Raw genomic sequence first — 18,105 nt, 5'->3', positions numbered from 1 at the left:
GGAGGGCAGGTCGGCCGGGGAGGCCCGGGAGGCCGGAAGGCTGGAAGGCCGGAAGCCCGGGCGGGCAGGCCCGGGCGGGCAGGCCCGGGCGGGCAGGCCAGGCCGCGAGGCAGGCCGGGCGCGCGGGCCAGGCCAGGCGGGCCAGGCACGCGGGTTAGGCGCACGGGCCAAGCCCGCGAGGCAGGTCGGGCCGCCAGGGACACCAGGCCGCCGGGCGGGCCAGGCCAGGCGGACCGTGCGCACAGGCCAAGCCAGGCGGGCAGACCGGGCCAGGCCGCGGGGCAGGCCAGGCCGATAAGGCCAGACAGGCGGGCCGGGCAGGCAGACAGGGTCAGGGGCGAGGGCAGGTGGCCGGGATCCGGTGGTCAGGGCGGCCGTCCTTCGCCAGGATCGAGTGGTCGTGGGCGACCGCGCGGTATAGCCGCATACCGGAGTCGCCCCCGACGTCCTCGGCGGTCCACACCCGCCCACCGTGCCGCACGGAACGCCCGGAGAAGACGTCGAGCCCGTGCTCGGCCTCCGGCCCGTCCACGCGCGCGGCGGTGGCGGACACGTACACACCCTGACCGGTGGAGATCGCCACCGACGAGTCGAAGACCGAGATCCCCACCCCGGACCGCACGGCGATGTTGCGGGAGTGCAGGACGTCCGGCGCGGAGACCCAGAAGAACTCGCGGTATCCCTCATGCGCGAAGTACACCGGCGAACTCCACGGCCGCCCGTCCGCGTCGGCGGTGGCGAGCACCATGTACAGGTTCGTGTCGACGACCGCGCGCACGATGTCACCGGGATTCACCGGCGGATCCTCCGGTACGACAGGGAGAAGTCCCGCTGGTAGCCCTCCGAGCCGTCCCGCCACATCTCCCAGACACCACGGATGCTGTCGCCGTCCTCGCCGACCTGCGCGGTGAACCGCTGCCGGAAGTCCAGGGGCGAGAAGTCCGGGGTCTCCCGCAGCAACTGCCAGGCCCCCTCGGCGAAGGTCATCGCATACAGCCGTACGACGCCCCGCGCGTCGTAGTAGTGCTGTGTGTAGCCGCCCGTCTCCGGGTCGACGGCGACGACCGCCATGCTGTCGGGTGCCGGGTTCGGCGCCTCCGTCCGCTGGACCAGGAACTGTCCGTCCAGCGTCCACTCGAACACGCTGCGCCCCGGAGGCACCTCCAGCCCGGGGAACTCTGCCTCCACCACCCACTCCCCGACCAGGACGTCCAGCCGCTTCAAGGCTTCCTGCCGTTCCGTCGCGTCCACCGCGAACACCTCCCTCTCACAGGGACAGACGATGCCCGCGAGTGAAACTCATCGGTCCGCGAGGCGCAGCGTCGCCGCGCGCAGGCCGGTCTCCCCGGAACTCCGCGTCCGATTGCCCACCGCCCCACCCACCGGCTCCTGCGGCGCCCCGACCTCGAACCCCATGCTCCGCAGGAACCCGAGCCCCGGCTCCCAGCCGCCCGGACAGGTGGCGGCAACCGTCCGCATCCCCCGCCCGGCCACCTCCGCGACGAGGCGACGAGCGGCACCCGTACCGATTCCCTCACGCCGCACCTCCGGGTCGACGAGGAACATCCCCACCGAGCAGGACTCGGCATCGGGATACCGGTCCACGACATCGACCAGCCCGACGACGCCCTCACCCCGGCACATCACCAGCAACCGCTTCTGGTCGAAGTCGGCGCCCTCGGGGAGCGCGTAGTACAGGCTCTGTACGTCCGCCGGGAGCGCCGGGCCTCCGGTCGCGGCGGCGAAGTAGTCCTCGCAGGACGCGAACAGAGCCGCCACCTGCGGCTCGTCCTCGGGCCGCATCTCCCGCACCGTCACGGGGCTGCCGCCCACGACCTCGATCGCATCCATGGTTCCACCGCCTCACATCGCGCACTCGAACCACACCGTCTTACCACCGTCGACCGCAGGACCCACGCCCCATTTGTCGACCACGGCGTCGAGCAGCAGGAGCCCGCGCCCGCCCTCCGCCTCCGGCGACAACCCCTCCGGAACGCACGGAGGCTGAGGACACCCGTCCGCCACCTCCACCCTCGTCACAGCAGCGACCAGGGCGGCAACCGCGTCGAGTGCGCGCCCCTCGGCTCCCTCGCGTGGCGCAAGTCGTCATACAGCGGCGACCAGGGCGGCAGTTGCCTCGAAGTCGCGGAGTCCCCCTGCCCCACCATCGCCATCCGCGACTCCAAGAACCCCGCCGGGCCGGTACTGACCCTCCGGCCCGACGCGTTCCGCCACTTCGTCTCCTGGGCCGGCGCTACGCCGGAGGTCTGACCGCACCGCCTGTCTTCGCCGCCCGGTGGGCTCTCCACTCCTTGCGGAAGAAGTACCCCCGCAGGACCGCGATCGCCAGGAACAGCAGCCCGAAGCCGCCCCGGCCCCAGCCCCCTACCTGCACGAAGTAGTAGAGGGCCAGGCCGGCGAAGGACAGGCAGATGGCGATGATGACGGGTTCGCGGAGATAGAAGGGCAGGACGCGGAGGATTACGTTGATCAGCATTGGGTAAGTTGACCAGTTCGCGTCAATCCGCGCTACCTGCTTACGCCTACAGGCGCTGAATGATCGTGCCCGTGGCCAGCCCGCCCCCCGCGCACATGGTGATGAGCGCGAACTCCTTGTCCGTCCGCTCCAGTTCATGGAGCGCCGTGGTGATCAACCGCGCTCCCGTCGCCCCCACGGGATGTCCGAGCGCGATCGCGCCCCCGTTGACGTTGACCTTCTCCAGGTCCTGCTCGAAGACCTGCGCCCAGCTCAACACCACCGAGGCGAAGGCCTCGTTGATCTCGACGAGGTCGATGTCCTTGAGGGACATGCCCGCCTTGCCGAGCACAGCGCGCGTCGCGTCGATCGGGCCGTCGAGGTGGAAGTGCGGGTCGGCGCCCACCAGCGCCTGTGCCACGATCCGCGCCCGCGGCCTCAGCTTCAGGGCGCGGGCCATCCGTTTCGACGCCCACATGATCGCCGCGGCGCCGTCGCTGATCTGCGAGGAGTTGCCCGCCGTATGGACGGCCGTCGGCATGACCGGCTTCAGGCCCGCCAGGCCCTCCATGGTCGTGTCGCGCAGGCCCTCGTCCCGGTCGACGAGCCGCCACATGCCCTGTCCGGCGCGCTGCTCCTGCTCGGTGGTCGGGACCTGGACCGCGAACGTCTCCCTCTTGAAGCGCTCCTCGGCCCAGGCCGCGGCGGCCCGCTCCTGCGAGATCAGGCCCAGGGAGTCGACGTTCTCGCGCGTCAGGCCACGGTGGCGCGCGATCCGTTCCGCCGCCTCGAACTGGTTCGGCAGGTCCACGTTCCACTCGTCGGGGAACGGCTTTCCGGGGCCGTGCTTCGAACCCGACCCCAGCGGCACCCGCGACATCGCCTCGACGCCGCACGAGATTCCGACGTCGATCACGCCCGCGGCGACCATGTTGGCCACCATGTGCGAGGCCTGCTGCGAGGAACCGCACTGGCAGTCGACCGTCGTCGCCGCCGTCTCGTACGGCAGGCCCATGGTCAGCCAGGCCGTGCGGGCGGGGTTCATGGACTGTTCGCCGGCGTGCGTCACCGTGCCGCCGACGATCTGCTCGACCGCGTCGGCGGGCATGCCGGTGCGGCCGAGGAGTTCACGGTAGGTCTCGCCCAGGAGGTAGGCGGGGTGGAGGTTGGCGAGCGCGCCGCCGCGCTTGCCGATGGGGGTGCGTACGGCTTCTACGATCACGGGTTCCGCGGCCATGGTGGGGGATCCTCTCCTCCGGTACCCGCGCGGCGCGGGGGCGTCCCGGCCGGCCCCGCCACGCTGAACTAGTACGTGTTCTAGTTCTGCCAGCAGTCTGCTGACAGCGCGTCCGTAACCGCAAGGGTCGTGCACGCAATTGGGTTCGCCATACCCCTTGCCTCTTGTAGAACCCGTTACTACCTTCACCGCAATCCTGATTCCTGATGGACCGTCAGAAGCCTGGCCACCCAAGCCGGAGTCGCCCATGCACTGTCCAGCCCTCCCCGACGGGTTCGACTTCACCGACCCCGACCTGCTGCACCACCGTGTGCCCCTGCCGGAGTTCGCCGAGCTGCGGCGGGCCGAACCGGTCCGCTGGATCCCGCAGCCGGGCAACGTCGCCGGCTTCCAGGACGAGGGGTACTGGGCCGTCACCCGGCACGCGGACGTCAAGTACGTCTCCACCCACCCCGAGCTGTTCTCGTCGTACCTCAACACGGCGATCATCCGCTTCAACGAGCACATCGAGCGCGACGCCATCGACGCGCAGCGGCTGATCCTGCTCAACATGGATCCGCCGGAGCACACCCGGGTCCGCCAGATCGTGCAGCGTGTCTTCACGCCGCGCGCGATACGGGCGCTGGAGGACCGGCTGCGTGAGCGCGCCCACGCCATCGCGCGGAGCGCCCGCGCGCATCCCGGGCCCTTCGACTTCGTGACCGACGTCGCCTGCGAACTGCCCCTGCAGGCGATCGCCGAGCTGATCGGCATCCCGCAGGACGACCGGGCCAAGATCTTCGACTGGTCCAACAAGATGATCTCGTACGACGACCCGGAGTACGCGATCACCGAGGAGGTCGGCGCCGAGTCGGCCACCGAGCTGATCGCCTACGCCATGAACATGGCCGCCGACCGCAAGCAGTGCCCCGCCAAGGACATCGTGACGACGCTGGTGGCGGCCGAGGACGAGGGCAACCTCAACTCCGACGAGTTCGGCTTCTTCGTGCTGATGCTGGCCGTCGCGGGCAACGAGACGACCCGTAACGCCATCACCCACGGGATGCACGCCTTCCTGACCCATCCCGAGCAGTGGGAGCTGTACAAGCGGGAGCGCCCGGAGACGGCGGCCGAGGAGATCGTGCGGTGGGCGACGCCGGTCAACTCCTTCCAGCGGACGGCCACTCAGGACACCGAACTGGGCGGAAAGTTGATCAAGAAGGGGGATCGGGTCGGGATCTTCTACGCGTCCGCCAACCACGACCCGGAGGTCTTCACCGACCCCGACGCCTTCGACGTCCTGCGCGATCCCAACCCCCACCTCGGCTTCGGCGGCGGAGGCCCGCACTACTGCCTGGGCAAGTCCCTGGCGGTCCTGGAGATCGACCTGATCTTCAACGCGGTCGCCGACGCCCTGCCGGGCCTCACCCTGGCCGGCAACCCGTCCCGGCTGCGCTCCGCGTGGATCAACGGCGTGAAGCACCTTCAGGTGGAGGCCCGTTGACCGTCTCCGGCCGACGCTGATCTCGGGCCGGCGGCATCCCGGCGCCGCCGGCCCGTCAGTGCCCGGGTGACCGCCCGCGGGCCCGACACCAGGTACTGCAGGCCGAAGCCCGCCCCGACCACGGTCGCACCGCCGACCACGTCCAGGACCCAGTGGTTTCCGGTCGCGATGATCGAGGACACCGTGCACAGCGGATGCAGCAGTCCCAGGGGCTTCATCCACCACCTGGGCGCCATGACCACGATCACGGTGCCGCACCACAGCGCCCAGCCGAAGTGCAGTGACGGCATGGCCGCGTACTGGTTCGTGAACTCGGTCAGCGTGCCGTAGTTCGGCCTGGAGAAGTCCTGGACGCCGTTCAGCGTGTCGATGAAGCCGAGGCCCGGCATCAGGCGCGGCGGCGCCAGCGGATACAGCCAGAAGCCGAGCAGGGCGAACCCGGTGGCCAGGCCGAGCACCGAGCGCGCCCAGCGGTAGTCCACGGGACGCCGGACGTAGAGCACGGCGAGGATGGTGAGCGGGACGCCGAAGTGGAACGACAGGTAGTAGTAGTCGAGGAAGCCGCGCAGCCAGTCCACCTGCACCACGGCGTGGTTGACCCGGTGCTCGAAGTCGACGGACAGCCACTGCTCGATCCGGTGGATCTGGTGTCCGTGGCGTTCCGCGGTGGCCCGGTCGGCGGTCACCCCGAGCCGGATCTCCTGGTAGGCGGCGTAGGTGACGCGGATCAGGAGGAGTTCGAGGAACAGGTTCGGGCGGGTGAGGACCCGGCGCAGGAACGGGCCGGAGGCCACGTGCCCGAAGCGGGCCGGGGCCGGGGCGGCGTACTCGGTCGGGACCGGGGACCGGTAGTACGGCGAGGTACGCGACAGGAACGGTACGGCGGTGGCCGCTGCGAGGGCGGCGATCAGTACCAGGTCGTCGCGCAGTGTGTACAGCTGCGGCATGTTCGGCAGCATCATCTTCGCCGGCAGTGTCATCACCAGGACCACGGCGACCGGCCACACATACCGGTCGGAGGTCCGCCTGCCGACCCGTCCGACGACCGCGAGCAGCACCCACAGCAGCTGGTGCTGCCAGGCGGTCGGCGACACGGCGATCGCCGCGCAGCCGGTGACGGCGACCGCGAGGAGCAGCTGCCCGTCGCGCGCGTAGCGCACGGCGCGGCGCACACCGGCGACGGCGACCGCCGTGCCCAGCGCGAAGAAGAGGACGATCTCCAGGGGGCCCGCCGGGCCGAGCCGGAGCAGTGCGCCGTGCAGGGACTGGTTGGCGAGGTCGTCGGCCCTGCCGCCGAGACCGGCGCCCGCCATGTGGTGCACCCAGTAGGCGGACGAGTCGTGCGGCATCGCGGCCCACGCGAGCCCCGTGCAGGCGGCGAACGTGACGCAGGCGGCGGCCGCGGAGCGACGGCGGCCGGTGAACCACAGCAGCGGGGCGAAGAGCAGCACGGTCGGCTGGAGGGCGGCGGCGAGACCGATCAGCAGACCGCCGGCGCGCTCGCCGCGGACGACGAAGCAGCCGACCAGGACCAGCAGCACCGGGATGACGCTGGTCTGCCCGAGCAACAGCGTGTTGCGTACCGGCAGCGACAGCATCAGCAGGCTGATCGCGAGCGGCGCGGCGAACAGAGAGGTCCGCCGGCTCACCGGCTGCGGCAGCGCACGGGCCACGATCAGGCCGAGTGCGACCACCAGCAGCAGCGTGCCGAAGGTCCAGCCCCAGCCGAGGGCCTGCTCGGCCGCCCGGGTCAGGGGCTTGAGAACCAGTCCGCCGAACGGTGTGCCGGTGAACCGCGTCGAGTCGTACAGCGAGCCCTTCACGTACAGGAGGCCGTTCGGGCGGACCCAGGTCTCCAGATCCGCCAGCCGTTCACCCCTGGGTGTACCGAGGACGACGGCCATCTGGCGTACGGCGAGCACGACGGCGAGCAGCCACAGGCCGAGGCGGATCACACGCAGGCGCCGGGGAGCCCCTCCGACGGCTGTCGCTCCGAAGGCTTCTGCCGGTCGCCCGCTGGGCTCCACGTTCGCCACGCCTGGTCGGCCTCCCGCCCCTTCTCTCCTCTTGGCACCCTGCGCGCGCCCGATTTGTCGGAATGACCATAGTGCGCCCGATGCGGGATCGCCTCCGGAACCGCCGTGGGCCCACACCGTTCGAAACCCCGTCCACGGCAGCGCGGGGACTCAGGGGAGTGGCCTGTTTCCTGCGGCGAGGTCGGGCCGGGCCCGCCGGCCGGGCCGGCCGCCGGCACACCGTTCCTGACCGCCGTCGGCCAGGAGTTCCCGCACCCCTCGTCGATCTCCGGCGACCATGTACCGCGGCAGGCGTCCGCGGACACCCCGTTCCAGCAGGTGGTCCACGAGGACCACCTGCGCAAGGTGGCCGGGATCCCGGCGTGGCTGCTGACGGTCGGCGGCACCTTCGCGCTCGCCGTCACGGCCGTGACGGTGTTCGCCGTACGGCGCTCCCGGCGTCCGGTGTCGCCTCCGCCGCCGGTGCACGCGCCTCCACCGATCAGCTGAACCCGGGCGTCATGATCTCCCTGAGGGGGCGCCGGCCCGCGGCTATATTCATTAGGATAGCTAGTTAGAAGCGCTAACCAGTCACACGGAAGGCACAGGTGAATGAGCGAGTCGCAGGTCTGGGACGACGTGGACGACTACTTCACCGCGCACCTCGCGCAGAACGACGACGCCCTCGAAGCGGCCCTCCGCGACAGCGACGCCGCCGAGCTCCCACCGATCGCGGTCACCCCGCTCCAGGGCAGGTTCCTGCAGCTCCTCGCCCAGATCCAGGGCGCCCGCAGCATCCTGGAGATCGGCACCCTCGGCGGCTACAGCACGATCTGGATGGCCCGCGCACTGCCCGAGGACGGCCGCCTGATCTCGCTCGAGTACAGCGCCAAGCACGCCGAGGTCGCCTCCCGCAACATCGCGCGCGCGGGCCTCGACCGGATCGTCCAGGTGCGGGTCGGCCCCGCCCTGGAGTCGCTGCCGAAGCTGGCCGACGAGAACCCGCCCCCCTTCGACCTGGTCTTCATCGACGCCGACAAGGTCAACAACCCGAACTACGTGGAGTGGGCCCTCCGGCTCACCAGCGCGGGCAGCCTGATCGTCGTGGACAACGTGGTACGCGGCGGCCGGGTCGCCGACGCGGACAGCAAGGCGCCCGACGTGCTGGGCAGCCGCGCCGCCGTCGAACTGATCGGCTCGCACCCGCGGTTGAGCGGCACGGCGATCCAGACGGTGGGCGGCAAGGGCCACGACGGCTTCGCGCTGGCACGCGTGCTGGCGTAGCCCTCACGCCCTGGGGTGTTACTCAGAACTCGTGGTAGAAGCCGACGTTGACGCTGCGTGGGGCGGTGCGGTCCTGGACGACGATCTCGCCGCTGCCGCCTCTGGGCAGCGACACGGTCCCGCCGTAGACGAGCGGCTGCGCGTACTCCCCGACGATCAGCCGGACCTCGGAGGAGGGGTCGGCCTGTGAGCCGCGCAGCCAGGTCACCTGCCAGGTCCCCTCGGGGCCGCACAGGAACTCCAGGTGGACGCGGGAGATGAACAGCCAGTCGTCGGGCGTCGCGAGACGGCACACGGTCGTGTCCCGCCCCACCCGCAGCACGGCGCCGGTCTCACTGGGTGCGTCGGCCATGAGCATGCCGGCCGTGGCCCCCTCTTCCGCCCCGGAGACGGTGGCCATGGTCAGTTCGAGCACGCGCTGCTCCTCGTTGAAGTGTCCTTACACAGCCGCCGCATGATAAATCGCCCGGGCATGCCGCGTCCGGCACAATGGAGTCATGACCGAGCGAAAGCCACCAGGTGTGCCGTTCGAGTCCTGGGTCGACAAACAGATCCGTGACGCCGAGAGACGCGGCGAATTCACCCAACTACCCGGCGCGGGCAAGCCGTTGCCCGCGGGAACCGACACCTCGTACGACGAACTGTGGTGGATCAAGCAGAAGATGGCCCGCGAGGGCCTTTCCGTGCTGCCGCCCACACTGGCCCTGCGCAAGGAGGCGGAGGACGCGCTGGCGGCGGCCTATGCGGCGCCCTCGGAGCGGATCGCGCGGAAGATCGTCACCGATGTCAACGTCAAGATCCGCGACATGATGTTCAAGCCGCCGCCCGGCCCTCCGCTCGGGATGAAGCCGTACGACGTCGAGGAGGTCGCACGGGAGTGGCGGGAGCGCCGGACGACGGCGAGGGACGCCGAGCGGGATACGGGTACTTCGAACGGGTCACCCGTGTAGGAGTCGTTCCGCCAGGTTTCGGTAGTCCCGCAGGGCCAGCCTGAGTTGTTCGGTGTCCTCGCCGTCCTGCCAGGACATGCGCAGGGTGCGGCGGCGCCGGGTCAGGGCCTCGGTGAACCGCCCGGCGATCTCCTCGACCACGTGGTCGGCCTCCTCCACGGAGCCCCGGGGGCCGTCCACGAACCCGGATACCGCCTGGCGAAGACGGAGCTCCAGCTTGTCGCACTCGTCGTGCGGGAGGAGACGGCCGGTGGTGGCGGTGGCGGCGGTGCTGCCGGTGGGCCGGCCGGGAGCCGTGCCCTCGTGGTCCGTCCCGTGGTCCGACTCCTCCGTCACCTCGTGCGGGGTGGGCGCCACCGTGGTGCGGTTCGTCCTGTCTTCGGCCTCGGTACCTTCGGCGGCGGGGCCGGTCGTCGCGTCCGTCATGTCGCTCAACTCCCCTTTGCGTGACGTCGGTTGAGGGCCCAGGGCAGGTGGCCGCCGCTCTCGTGCTTGTGGGCCCTGGTGCGGGTGGTGGCGGGCGCCGGAGCCTTGCCGGTGCCGCGGGGCGGGGTGGTCAGGTCCTCGAAGAGGGCCCGGGCCTCGACCATGGCCTCGCGCATCTCCTCCGTGTCGGCCCGGTCGCCGTCCTGCCCGCTCGCGCCCACGCGTGCGACACGGTGGACGTGGCGATAGCCGTGGACGTGGTCGGCGTGGTGGACGGAGAGGGCGGCGAGCTGTTCCTCGTAGTGGCTGTCGTCGGGGAAGCCACGGAGGGCGGCGAGCTCCGCGAGCAGCCGGTCCGCCTCGGTGACCGCTTCCCGCGGCGCGTCGACGAAGCGCTCCTGTGCGGCCGTCCAGCGGGCCGTGAACTCCTCGCGCCGGCCCGGCTCCAGCGGCTGCTCGCGCAGCGATCCGTGCCGCTGCACGCGTTCCGTGAGCTCGCGCTCGGCTGCCTTGGCGTCCCCGTCGTGCCGGGCGAGCGTCCGGTCGTACTCGGGCCCGAAGCGCCGCTTCAGGTCCCGGCCGCCGTGCGGGCCCCGGGCACGCAGGGTGAGGGCGGCCGCGACAACGACGACGGCCGCCACGATCACGATCAGAGCGATGATCATGCCTGTGGACATGGGTGCCTTCCGGTGTGTCGGCCCCGTGGGCCGGTTCCTCGTCCGGGTTGCCCGGAACCCACCCCTCAAACGGCGGCGACGGGCCCCAGGGCCACCTCACGGCGGCGGCCACCTGAGCCGCCGAGCGGCGCCGGGCCCGGGGCGGAGCCTGTGGCACCCCGACCGGAAACCGCGCGACGCCCAGGCCCTGTCGGGCGGATCAGCACGGCGTCAGCGTGCCCGAGCAGCAGACCGCGCGCCCCGCCCACCGCGTGCGGGTGGGAACGGCTCCGCCGAAGGTGGAGCCGGAGGCCGAGCCGCAAGGCACCCCGCGCGAACCCGCTGCGCATTCGTGCGAGCGGGGTGTCGATTCCGCGGTGGCCCGATCGACGCAGGGGTACAGAGGTCCGCAGGCGCACTGAGGAGGTTGTCATGGGTGAGGTCATCGCACGGCTGGCCATGTCGCTCGACGGATACATCGCGGGACCGGAGTCGGGGCGCGAGCACCCGCTCGGGATCGGCGGGGAACGGCTGCACTCGTGGGTGTACGGGCTGCGGACGTTCCGGCAGATGCAGGGGATGACGGGCGGGGACACCGGACCGGACGACGACCTGATCGCCGAGCACGTCGTCCGGCCCGGCGCGGTCGTGATGGGCCACGGCATGTACATCACCGGGGAGATCCCGTGGGGCGACGAGCCGCCCTTCCACGCGCCCGTGTACGTCGTCACCCACCATGCCCGCGAGTCACTGGTGAAGAAGGGCGGCACCACCTTCCACTTCGTCACGGACGGCCCGGGGCGGGCGCTGGAGCTGGCCAGGGAGGCGGCGGGCGACAAGGACGTGTCGCTGGCGGGCGGCGCGGACCTGGTGCAGCAGTTCATCCGGGCGGGATGGCTGGACGAGCTGCTCCTGCACGTCGTGCCGGTCCTCGCCTGCGGCGGCCGCCGGCTCTTCGACGACCTGGGCGACCAGCACATCGAGTGGGAGAAGACGCAGGTCCTGGACTCGCCGGGGGTGACCCATATTCGGTTGCGCGCCCCCCACGCCGTCATCGCAGAATGAGCTGGTGACCTGGACGATCGCCCCGGAACCCGTCGGCTCCCCCGCCGCCGCGGCCCTTTGGCGGGCGTACTACACGGAGGTCAGCGACCGCTACTACCTCCTGCACGAGGGACGGCGGACCGATCCGGCCGAGCTGGAGCGCGAGATCGCCGCCCACCCAGGCGCCGAACTCGCCCCGCCGACGGGCCGGTTGCTGGTCGCCCGGTACGGCGGCGAGCCCGCCGGGTCGGCGGGTGTACGGCTGCTGGACGCCACGACCGCCGAGCTCACCCGGGTGTTCGTGCACGAGGCGATGCGCGGCAAGGGGGGTGCCGCGCTCCTGGTGGGCGCCGCCGAGGAGGCCGCCCGGGCCCTCGGCGCGGGGCAGTTGATCCTCGACACCCGAAGCGACCTCGCGGAGGCCCGCTCCCTGTACGCACGGCTCGGCTACACGGAGACCGAGCCGCACAACGACGACAAGTACGCCGAGCACTGGTTCCGCAAGGACCTCGACGGGGCTCGGCGTACGAGCCTCAGCTGACCCCTGCCTCCGACTCGTTGTGCGGCTGCTCGCGGTCCGAGCCGCACATCTCGTCGTTCAACTCCTTGACCAGCCGGTTCAGATCGGTCGGCCGGTCCGGACCCCACCAGTCGCCGAGGAGTTCCGCGAAGGACTCCTCGCGGGCCTGCGCGAGCCGTTCGGCCACTTCGAGGCCCTGGCCGGTGAGGACGAGGTCGAGGCCCTCCCGGGTGGCCAGCCGCCGCTCCTCGACCTGCCGGGCGGCGGCCATGACGACCTGGAGCGGCACCGCGCTGCGCTCGGCGAGCACGGCCGGCTCGGCCCAGCCGTGCTTCCTGATCCGCAGCAGCAGCCAGCTCGCCGCGGGCAGCAGGTCGTAGCCCGCCCGTTCGGTGATCTTCTGGTAGATCTCGCGCCGGCCCTCCCGCGTGCCCAGTACGGACAGCGCGCGGCACACCTCGTCGTACGAGGACCGCTCGACCGGATTGCTGGCCAGGGTCTCCGTGACGTCGGGCGCGGTGACGGAGCCGCGCAGCTTGTCCTCCTTGAGGAACCAGGCCAGTACGAAGCCGAGGACGGCGACGGGGGCGGCGTACAGGAAGACGTCGGTGATGGACGAGGCGTACGCGTGCAGGGCGGGCCCGCGCAGGGCGGGCGGCAGGGAGCCGATGCCGCGCGGATCGGACTTGAGGGCGCCCGCGGAGACGCCCGCGGGCAGCCGGACGCCCCGGAAGGCGTCCGTCAGCTTGTCGCCGAGGCGGCTCGCGAAGACCGTGCCGAAGATCGCCACGCCGAAGGAGGCCCCGATCGAGCGGAAGAAGGTCGCGCCGGAGGTGGCGACGCCGAGGTCCTCGTACGAGACGGCGTTCTGCACGATGAGGACCAGTACCTGCATGACCAGGCCGAGTCCGAGGCCGAAGACGAAGAAGTCCACGCTCATCGCGGCGGTGGAGCTGTTCTCGTCGAGCTGGTGGAGGAGGAGCAGGCCGACGGCGGTGACACCCGTGCCCGCGATCGGGAACACCTTCCAGCGGCCGGTGCGGCTGACGATCTGGCCGGAGGCCGTGGACGACAGCAGCATGCCGAACACCATCGGCAGCATGTGCACGCCGGACATGGTCGGCGTCACGCCCTGGACGACCTGGAGGAAGGTCGGCAGATAGGTCATCGCGCCGAACATGGCGAAGCCGACGATGAAGCTGATGACCGCGGAGAGGGCGAAGGTGCGGATGCGGAACAGCTTGAGCGGCAGGACGGGTTCGGCGGCCCTCCGCTCCACGGCCACGAACGCGACGGCCAGCCCTACGCCCAGGAGGATCATCCCGGCGATCTGTGTCGAGCCCCAGCCCCAGGTCGTGCCGCCGAGGGAGGCGACCAGGATCAGACAGGTCGCGACCGCGGCGATGAGGAACGTGCCGAGGTAGTCGATGACGTGCCGCGCGGTCCTGCGCGGGATGCGCAGGGCGGTCGCGATCACGGCGAGCGCGACGACGCCGACGGGAAGGTTGACGTAGAAGACCCAGCGCCAGCTGAGGTGTTGGGTGAACAGCCCGCCGAGCAGGGGCCCCAGCACACTCGTCGCACCGAAGACGGCACCGAACAACCCCTGGTAGCGGCCGCGTTCACGAGGCGCGACGACATCTCCGACGATCGCCATCGACAGCACAATCAACCCGCCGCCGCCCAGGCCCTGCACCGCCCGGAACGCGATCAGCTGGGGCATGTTCTGCGCCATTCCGCACAGCGCCGAACCGACGAGGAAAATCACGATCGCGATCTGGAACAGGCGCTTGCGCCCGTACTGGTCACCGAGCTTGCCCCACAGCGGGGTCGCGGCGGTCGAGGCCAGCAGATACGCGGTGACCACCCAGGACAGGTGCTCCAGGCCGCCGAGGTCGCTGACGATGGTGGGCAGCGCGGTCGACACGATGGTCTGGTCGAGGGCGGCGAGCAGCATCCCGAGGAGCAGCGCACCGATCGACACGAGAACGTTCCCGGACACATGTTCCTGGGCGGCGCTGCCCCGCTGCGGGGGCTTCGCGGATGCCTGTGCGTCTCGCACATTCCCCGTCATACCGTGCGCATCCCGCGCCATGAAGACCTCCCGCGGCTCTCGTTACACGTCCATGGTGATCGGTGTGACCGGTTATGGCCTGTTGAGTCCTGGTGGAAGCCGATATTCCGGGGGCTACGGGCGCAGCGTGGAGATGATCTGGATAACCTCTGAAGTTCGCGAGGGGAGCGTGAAGGGAGGGACGAACGCGTGACAGACCCGAAAGGTCACCAGTGCCCGGAGTGTGGAGCGCCCAGAGGGGCGGACAACACCCCGTCCTGCGGCTGCACTCAGCGGGCGTCCGACGCCCTGCGCGACGCCCGTACGGCCGAGCAGGCCGCCGCGGAGGACTTCGACCCGCTGCGGATACGGCCGTATGTCGAGCTGGAGGGTGCGGGGAGTGCGCCCGCCGCACCTCCCGCGGTGCCGGCGGTCGAGGCGACGATGCGGTTGCGGTCGGTGGGTCCCGAGGTGCCGGGCGCCGACGCTCCGCGCCTGTTCGAGGGCGCGGGCGCGGAGTGCGCCGAGGACCCGTACGACGAGGACGACTCGGCGGGCAGGGCGCGCCGCAGACGCCGCACCGTGCTGCTCGGGGCCGGCGGCGCGGTCGTCGCGGTGATGACGGCAGCCGGGATGGCGAGCGGGCTGTTCTCCTACGAGGCGCCCACGCGGGACACCGCACTGCCGGACGACGTACGGGCGAGTGTGCCGGACGTGTCGCCGAGTTCGGAGTCCGCGTCGCCGCCCGCGCCCGCCACGTCAGTGCGGCCCGCACGGCCGGCACCGGTGGTCAGCGCTCGCCCGTCGCTCTCACCGTCCCCGTCGGCGACGAGTGCCTCGCCGAGCCCGTCGCGGTCGCCCGAGCCGAGCCGGCCCGTGCCGACGGTCACCGCGAGCGGCAGCATCGGGGCGACCGCCGGCCGCGACACGACACCCCCCGTGCTGCGCCGCGGCTCCGAGGGCCCCGAGGTCGTCGAACTCGAACTGCGCCTGACCCAGCTCGGCCTCTACACGAGAGAGCCGGGCGGCCACTACGACGAGGGCGTCGAGGACGCCGTCAGCAGATACCAGTGGGCACGGGGGATCCAGGGGGACGAGTTGGGGGTGTACGGGGCGCAGACGCGTGCGCGGCTGGAGTCGGAGACGTCGCAGCCGTGAGACCCGCGCGGCTCCGGCCGGGGGCTGCCGCCCCCAGACCCCCGCTTCGCCCTGAACGGCCTCGTCCTCAGACGCCGGACGGGCTGAACAGCCCAGCCCGGCCGGCCTGCGGGCATTCGTGCCGCCCAGGGCGGCTCCCGGCCCGAAGAGAGGCGGCACCCCGCAAGCGCCGGACTGCGCACCCCACCCCCGACGGCACCCCCGGCGCAGATCAGCCCACGTACAGCCGAATCCCGCCATCCGCCACGCCTTCGACCCGCACACGGGTCAAATCCCGCACCACCACATCCGGCTCATACAAGTCCGCCCGCGCCCCGATCCCCACAACCCGCATCCCCGCAGCCCGCCCCGCCTCAATCCCCGCGGCGGAATCCTCGAACACAACGCATTCAGCCGGCTCGACACCCAGCTCGGCCGCCCCCTTCAGAAACCCCTCGGGATCCGGCTTACTGGCACCCACACACTCCGCGGTCACCCGCACCTCGGGAAGCGCCAGCCCCGCCGCCCCCATCCGCGCCGTCGCAAGAGCCAGATCGGCCGAGGTCACCAGAGCATGCGGCAGCCCCCGCAGCGAGGCGAGGAACTCGGGAGCGCCGGGGATCGCGACGACGCCGTCCACGTCCGCGGTCTCCTCCGCGAGCATCCGCGCATTGTCGGCGAGGTTCTGCTCCACCGGCCGGTCCGGCAGCAGCAACGCCATGGAGGCATGACCCTGGCGCCCGTGCACCACCTTCATGACCTCGTCGGCGTCCAGGCCGTGCCGTTCGGACCAGCGCCGCCAGATGCGCTCGACGACGGCGTCGGAATTCACGAGGGTGCCGTCCATGTCCAGCAGGAGGGCGCGGGCGGTGAGGACGGTGGGCACGGTGGTGACCGTCATCGGCAGCTCCAGGGCGCGAGGGAGGAAACAAGGCGGCCCCGCCCGCCGGTCAGGGAAAACGGGCGGGAGCCACTTTGTTTCTATACGGTACAAAACCCGTCCGGCGTCCGCCAGTGCCCCCGGAAACAGTTCACCTGGCGTTCAGCTCACCCGACGTCCGGCCCGCCCGGCGTTCAGCCCACCCGGCACCCGGCCCACCTCGCATCCGGCTCACCCGACGTCCGGCCCGCCCGGCGTTCAGCCCACCCGGCACCCGGCCCACCTCGCATCCGGCTCACCCGGCGACGGCCTCCCACAGGCTCCACACGCCGAGCGCCAGCATCAGCAGCGCCGCGATCTTGGTGATGAGGGCCAGCGGCACCCGCTTCATCAGCGCCTTTCCGCCGACGATCCCGAGCCCGGCCACCGCCCACAGCGCCAGCACCGCCCCGAGGCCGACGGAGAGCGGGTCGTCGTAACGGGCCGCGAGGTTCGCCGTCATGATCTGGGTCAGGTCCCCGAACTCGGCGATCAGGATGAGCATGAACCCGGCGCCCGCGACCTTCCAGAAGGACTGGTTCTCGGGCTGCCGGACCTCCTCCTCGTCCTCGCCCTTCTTCAACAGCAGCACCGCGGCGCCGCCCAGGAAGAGGACACCCGTCAGCGCGTGGACGATCTGCTGGGGAAGCAGGGTGAGCACGCTTCCGGCCGCCACGGCCAGCGCGACATGCAGCGCGAACGCCGCGGCCACACCGGCGAAGACGTACGAGGCGCGGTAGCGGGTGCCCAGCACCAGCCCGGCGAGCGCGGTCTTGTCCGGAAGTTCGGCAAGGAAGACGACGCCGAAGACAAGCGCCATGACGGTGAAGCTGATCAAGGTTCCTCAATCGGTCGGGGCCGCCCCACCGAGAGTGCTGTGACTGCGCTACGACACCTCGGCACGGCAGCACACAGCGGAAGACACAGATGTGCACTGCTTTGCCGAAGGTCTCGCTGGCCGACCCCCGTGACCGAGGCCTGCCTCCGGGCGCCGGCTCAGAGGAGCTGAGCAGTATGTCGACGGTCCGGCGAAGAGCTACTCCCCTTCTGCGCCGTCCATCGTACGCGATCGCATGCGAGTGGTCCGCCGACGAAAGTTCGGCAACAAACCTTGTCATGTCATGTACGTGACATTAACTTCTTACCGAACACACACCTCCAGGCAATACGGCGCCGCGAGCATTCCCTTGCTCGCACCCCAACACCCCCGCACCCCAAGGGAGTTCACATGCCGAAGTTCTACGCGCGTCGACGGCTCAGCATACTCGCGGCTCTTACCGGACTCATAGCCTCCGTCGGGCTTCTGAACAGCCCGACCGCGTCCGCCGCGCTCCCCACCCCGGTCAGCGCCGCCACCGCCCGCACCTACCTCGCCTCGCTCACCGTGGCGGCCGAGGACCGCACCGGCTACCTGCGGTCCCTGTTCCCGACGTGGGACACCATCAGCGGCACCTGCAACACCCGTGAGTGGATCCTCAAGCGGGACGGCTCGAACGTCGCCACCAACTCCGCCTGCACCGCCACCAGCGGCAGCTGGTACTCGGTCTACGACGGCGCCACGTGGACCGCCGCCTCCGACGTCGACATCGACCACCTTGTGCCGCTCGCCGAGGCCTGGGACTCCGGCGCCAGTCAGTGGACCACCTCCGAGCGCGAAGGCTTCGCCAACGACGTCACCCGCCCGCAGCTCCTCGCCGTCACGGACAACGTCAACCAGTCCAAGGGCGACAAGGACCCGGCCGAGTGGATGCCGCCGCTCAGCTCCTACGCGTGCACCTACGTCCGCGCCTGGGTCCAGGTGAAGTACTACTACGACCTCTCCGTCGACTCGGCGGAGAAGAGCAAGCTCAGCTCGGTCCTCAGCGGCTGCTGATCTCGCGGATGATCCGGCGGATTCTGTAGAGG

Annotated in this window: 21 protein-coding genes and 1 pseudogene; 9 read left to right on the top strand and 13 right to left on the bottom strand. The window is 71.0% G+C overall.

The annotated features are described in order from the left end of the window. Window positions 1-331 precede the first annotated feature (331 nt). The 4 genes and pseudogenes from LJ657_RS03170 to LJ657_RS03155 form a co-directional block, all read right to left on the bottom strand. The gene (locus LJ657_RS03170; protein WP_232646621.1) at window positions 332-796 is read right to left on the bottom strand and encodes a pyridoxamine 5'-phosphate oxidase family protein; all 465 of its coding nucleotides are present in this window, start codon (window positions 794-796) and stop codon (window positions 332-334) included. Next, window positions 793-1,251, bottom strand: a complete 459-nt coding sequence (locus LJ657_RS03165) for a hypothetical protein (protein WP_232646620.1) — start codon at window positions 1,249-1,251, stop codon at window positions 793-795. The genes LJ657_RS03170 and LJ657_RS03165 overlap by 4 nt, the downstream gene beginning before the upstream one ends. Window positions 1,252-1,299: 48 nt before the next feature. After that, window positions 1,300-1,851 carry a GNAT family N-acetyltransferase gene (locus tag LJ657_RS03160; protein WP_232646619.1) on the bottom strand — a complete coding sequence of 184 codons (552 nt, stop codon included), beginning with the start codon at window positions 1,849-1,851 and terminating at the stop codon, window positions 1,300-1,302. 12 nt (window positions 1,852-1,863) lie between these two features. Further along, a pseudogene (locus LJ657_RS03155) lies at window positions 1,864-2,043 on the bottom strand (ATP-binding protein); the annotation flags it as partial. Here LJ657_RS03155 and LJ657_RS03150 point away from each other — a divergent pair. After that, entirely contained in the window at window positions 2,005-2,271 is a 267-nt protein-coding gene (locus LJ657_RS03150) for a DUF397 domain-containing protein (protein WP_232646797.1), read from the top strand. The pseudogene LJ657_RS03155 and the gene LJ657_RS03150 sit on opposite strands and share 39 nt — an antisense overlap. Here LJ657_RS03150 and LJ657_RS03145 read toward each other — a convergent pair. Continuing rightward, window positions 2,255-2,497 carry a hypothetical protein gene (locus LJ657_RS03145; protein ID WP_232646618.1) on the bottom strand — a complete coding sequence of 81 codons (243 nt, stop codon included), beginning with the start codon at window positions 2,495-2,497 and terminating at the stop codon, window positions 2,255-2,257. The two genes, LJ657_RS03150 and LJ657_RS03145, sit on opposite strands and share 17 nt — an antisense overlap. A gap of 46 nt (window positions 2,498-2,543) precedes the next feature. Further along, on the bottom strand, window positions 2,544-3,713 hold the full coding sequence (locus LJ657_RS03140; protein WP_232646617.1) for a steroid 3-ketoacyl-CoA thiolase: 1,170 nt from the start codon (window positions 3,711-3,713) through the stop codon (window positions 2,544-2,546). A 247-nt stretch (window positions 3,714-3,960) separates the two neighbouring features. Here LJ657_RS03140 and LJ657_RS03135 point away from each other — a divergent pair, with 247 nt between their 5' ends. Next, complete coding sequence (locus tag LJ657_RS03135; protein WP_232646616.1) at window positions 3,961-5,196, top strand: cytochrome P450; 1,236 nt, start codon at window positions 3,961-3,963, stop codon at window positions 5,194-5,196. Here LJ657_RS03135 and LJ657_RS03130 read toward each other — a convergent pair. Next, window positions 5,178-7,232: a bifunctional glycosyltransferase 87/phosphatase PAP2 family protein gene (locus LJ657_RS03130; protein WP_232646615.1), complete on the bottom strand. Its 2,055-nt coding sequence runs from the start codon at window positions 7,230-7,232 to the stop codon at window positions 5,178-5,180. The genes LJ657_RS03135 and LJ657_RS03130 overlap by 19 nt on opposite strands. 105 nt (window positions 7,233-7,337) lie before the next feature. On the opposite strand from LJ657_RS03130, the gene LJ657_RS03125 reads away from it, so the two are divergent. Together LJ657_RS03125 and LJ657_RS03120 are read left to right on the top strand one after the other, a co-directional pair. Then, the gene (locus LJ657_RS03125) at window positions 7,338-7,721 is read left to right on the top strand and encodes a hypothetical protein (RefSeq protein ID WP_232646614.1); all 384 of its coding nucleotides are present in this window, start codon (window positions 7,338-7,340) and stop codon (window positions 7,719-7,721) included. A 102-nt stretch (window positions 7,722-7,823) separates the two neighbouring features. Then, window positions 7,824-8,495, top strand: coding sequence for an O-methyltransferase (locus LJ657_RS03120; RefSeq protein ID WP_232646613.1), 672 nt, complete (start codon window positions 7,824-7,826; stop codon window positions 8,493-8,495). Between the two features lie 22 nt (window positions 8,496-8,517). Here the strand turns inward: LJ657_RS03120 and LJ657_RS03115 are convergent, their stop codons facing one another. Further along, window positions 8,518-8,910: an FHA domain-containing protein gene (locus tag LJ657_RS03115; protein ID WP_232646612.1), complete on the bottom strand. Its 393-nt coding sequence runs from the start codon at window positions 8,908-8,910 to the stop codon at window positions 8,518-8,520. Window positions 8,911-8,992: 82 nt separating this feature from the next. Here LJ657_RS03115 and LJ657_RS03110 point away from each other — a divergent pair, with 82 nt between their 5' ends. Next, window positions 8,993-9,445 (top strand): DnaJ family domain-containing protein, encoded by a 453-nt coding sequence (locus LJ657_RS03110; RefSeq protein ID WP_030931958.1) that lies wholly within the window; start codon window positions 8,993-8,995, stop codon window positions 9,443-9,445. Here LJ657_RS03110 and LJ657_RS03105 read toward each other — a convergent pair. Both LJ657_RS03105 and LJ657_RS03100 read right to left on the bottom strand, forming a co-directional pair. Then, window positions 9,434-9,871 carry a hypothetical protein gene (locus LJ657_RS03105; protein ID WP_232646611.1) on the bottom strand — a complete coding sequence of 146 codons (438 nt, stop codon included), beginning with the start codon at window positions 9,869-9,871 and terminating at the stop codon, window positions 9,434-9,436. The two genes, LJ657_RS03110 and LJ657_RS03105, sit on opposite strands and share 12 nt — an antisense overlap. 5 nt (window positions 9,872-9,876) lie before the next feature. After that, the gene (locus LJ657_RS03100) at window positions 9,877-10,548 is read right to left on the bottom strand and encodes a hypothetical protein (RefSeq protein ID WP_232646610.1); all 672 of its coding nucleotides are present in this window, start codon (window positions 10,546-10,548) and stop codon (window positions 9,877-9,879) included. A gap of 411 nt (window positions 10,549-10,959) precedes the next feature. Between LJ657_RS03100 and LJ657_RS03095 the strand changes: the two genes are divergently transcribed. Continuing rightward, window positions 10,960-11,592 carry a dihydrofolate reductase family protein gene (locus LJ657_RS03095; RefSeq protein WP_232646609.1) on the top strand — a complete coding sequence of 211 codons (633 nt, stop codon included), beginning with the start codon at window positions 10,960-10,962 and terminating at the stop codon, window positions 11,590-11,592. Between the two features lie 4 nt (window positions 11,593-11,596). Then, entirely contained in the window at window positions 11,597-12,112 is a 516-nt protein-coding gene (locus LJ657_RS03090; protein WP_232646608.1) for a GNAT family N-acetyltransferase, read from the top strand. On the opposite strand, the gene LJ657_RS03085 is transcribed toward LJ657_RS03090, so the two are convergent. Continuing rightward, window positions 12,105-14,186, bottom strand: coding sequence for an MDR family MFS transporter (locus LJ657_RS03085; RefSeq protein WP_232646607.1), 2,082 nt, complete (start codon window positions 14,184-14,186; stop codon window positions 12,105-12,107). The two genes, LJ657_RS03090 and LJ657_RS03085, sit on opposite strands and share 8 nt — an antisense overlap. Window positions 14,187-14,354: 168 nt before the next feature. Here LJ657_RS03085 and LJ657_RS03080 point away from each other — a divergent pair, with 168 nt between their 5' ends. Then, window positions 14,355-15,302: a peptidoglycan-binding domain-containing protein gene (locus LJ657_RS03080; protein ID WP_232646606.1), complete on the top strand. Its 948-nt coding sequence runs from the start codon at window positions 14,355-14,357 to the stop codon at window positions 15,300-15,302. Between the two features lie 211 nt (window positions 15,303-15,513). Here the strand turns inward: LJ657_RS03080 and LJ657_RS03075 are convergent, their stop codons facing one another. Continuing rightward, complete coding sequence (locus tag LJ657_RS03075; RefSeq protein WP_232646605.1) at window positions 15,514-16,182, bottom strand: HAD family hydrolase; 669 nt, start codon at window positions 16,180-16,182, stop codon at window positions 15,514-15,516. Between the two features lie 274 nt (window positions 16,183-16,456). After that, on the bottom strand, window positions 16,457-17,038 hold the full coding sequence (locus tag LJ657_RS03070) for a TMEM165/GDT1 family protein (protein WP_232646604.1): 582 nt from the start codon (window positions 17,036-17,038) through the stop codon (window positions 16,457-16,459). 390 nt (window positions 17,039-17,428) lie between these two features. Here LJ657_RS03070 and LJ657_RS03065 point away from each other — a divergent pair, with 390 nt between their 5' ends. Continuing rightward, window positions 17,429-18,073 carry an HNH endonuclease family protein gene (locus LJ657_RS03065; protein WP_232646603.1) on the top strand — a complete coding sequence of 215 codons (645 nt, stop codon included), beginning with the start codon at window positions 17,429-17,431 and terminating at the stop codon, window positions 18,071-18,073. The last annotated feature ends 32 nt before the right edge of the window (window positions 18,074-18,105 follow it).

Source organism: Streptomyces guryensis, assembly GCF_021261325.1.
Lineage (GTDB): Bacteria > Actinomycetota > Actinomycetes > Streptomycetales > Streptomycetaceae > Streptomyces > Streptomyces guryensis.
The sequence above is the reverse complement of the archived record's forward strand: the minus strand, read 5'-3'. Positions and strand labels throughout refer to the sequence as shown.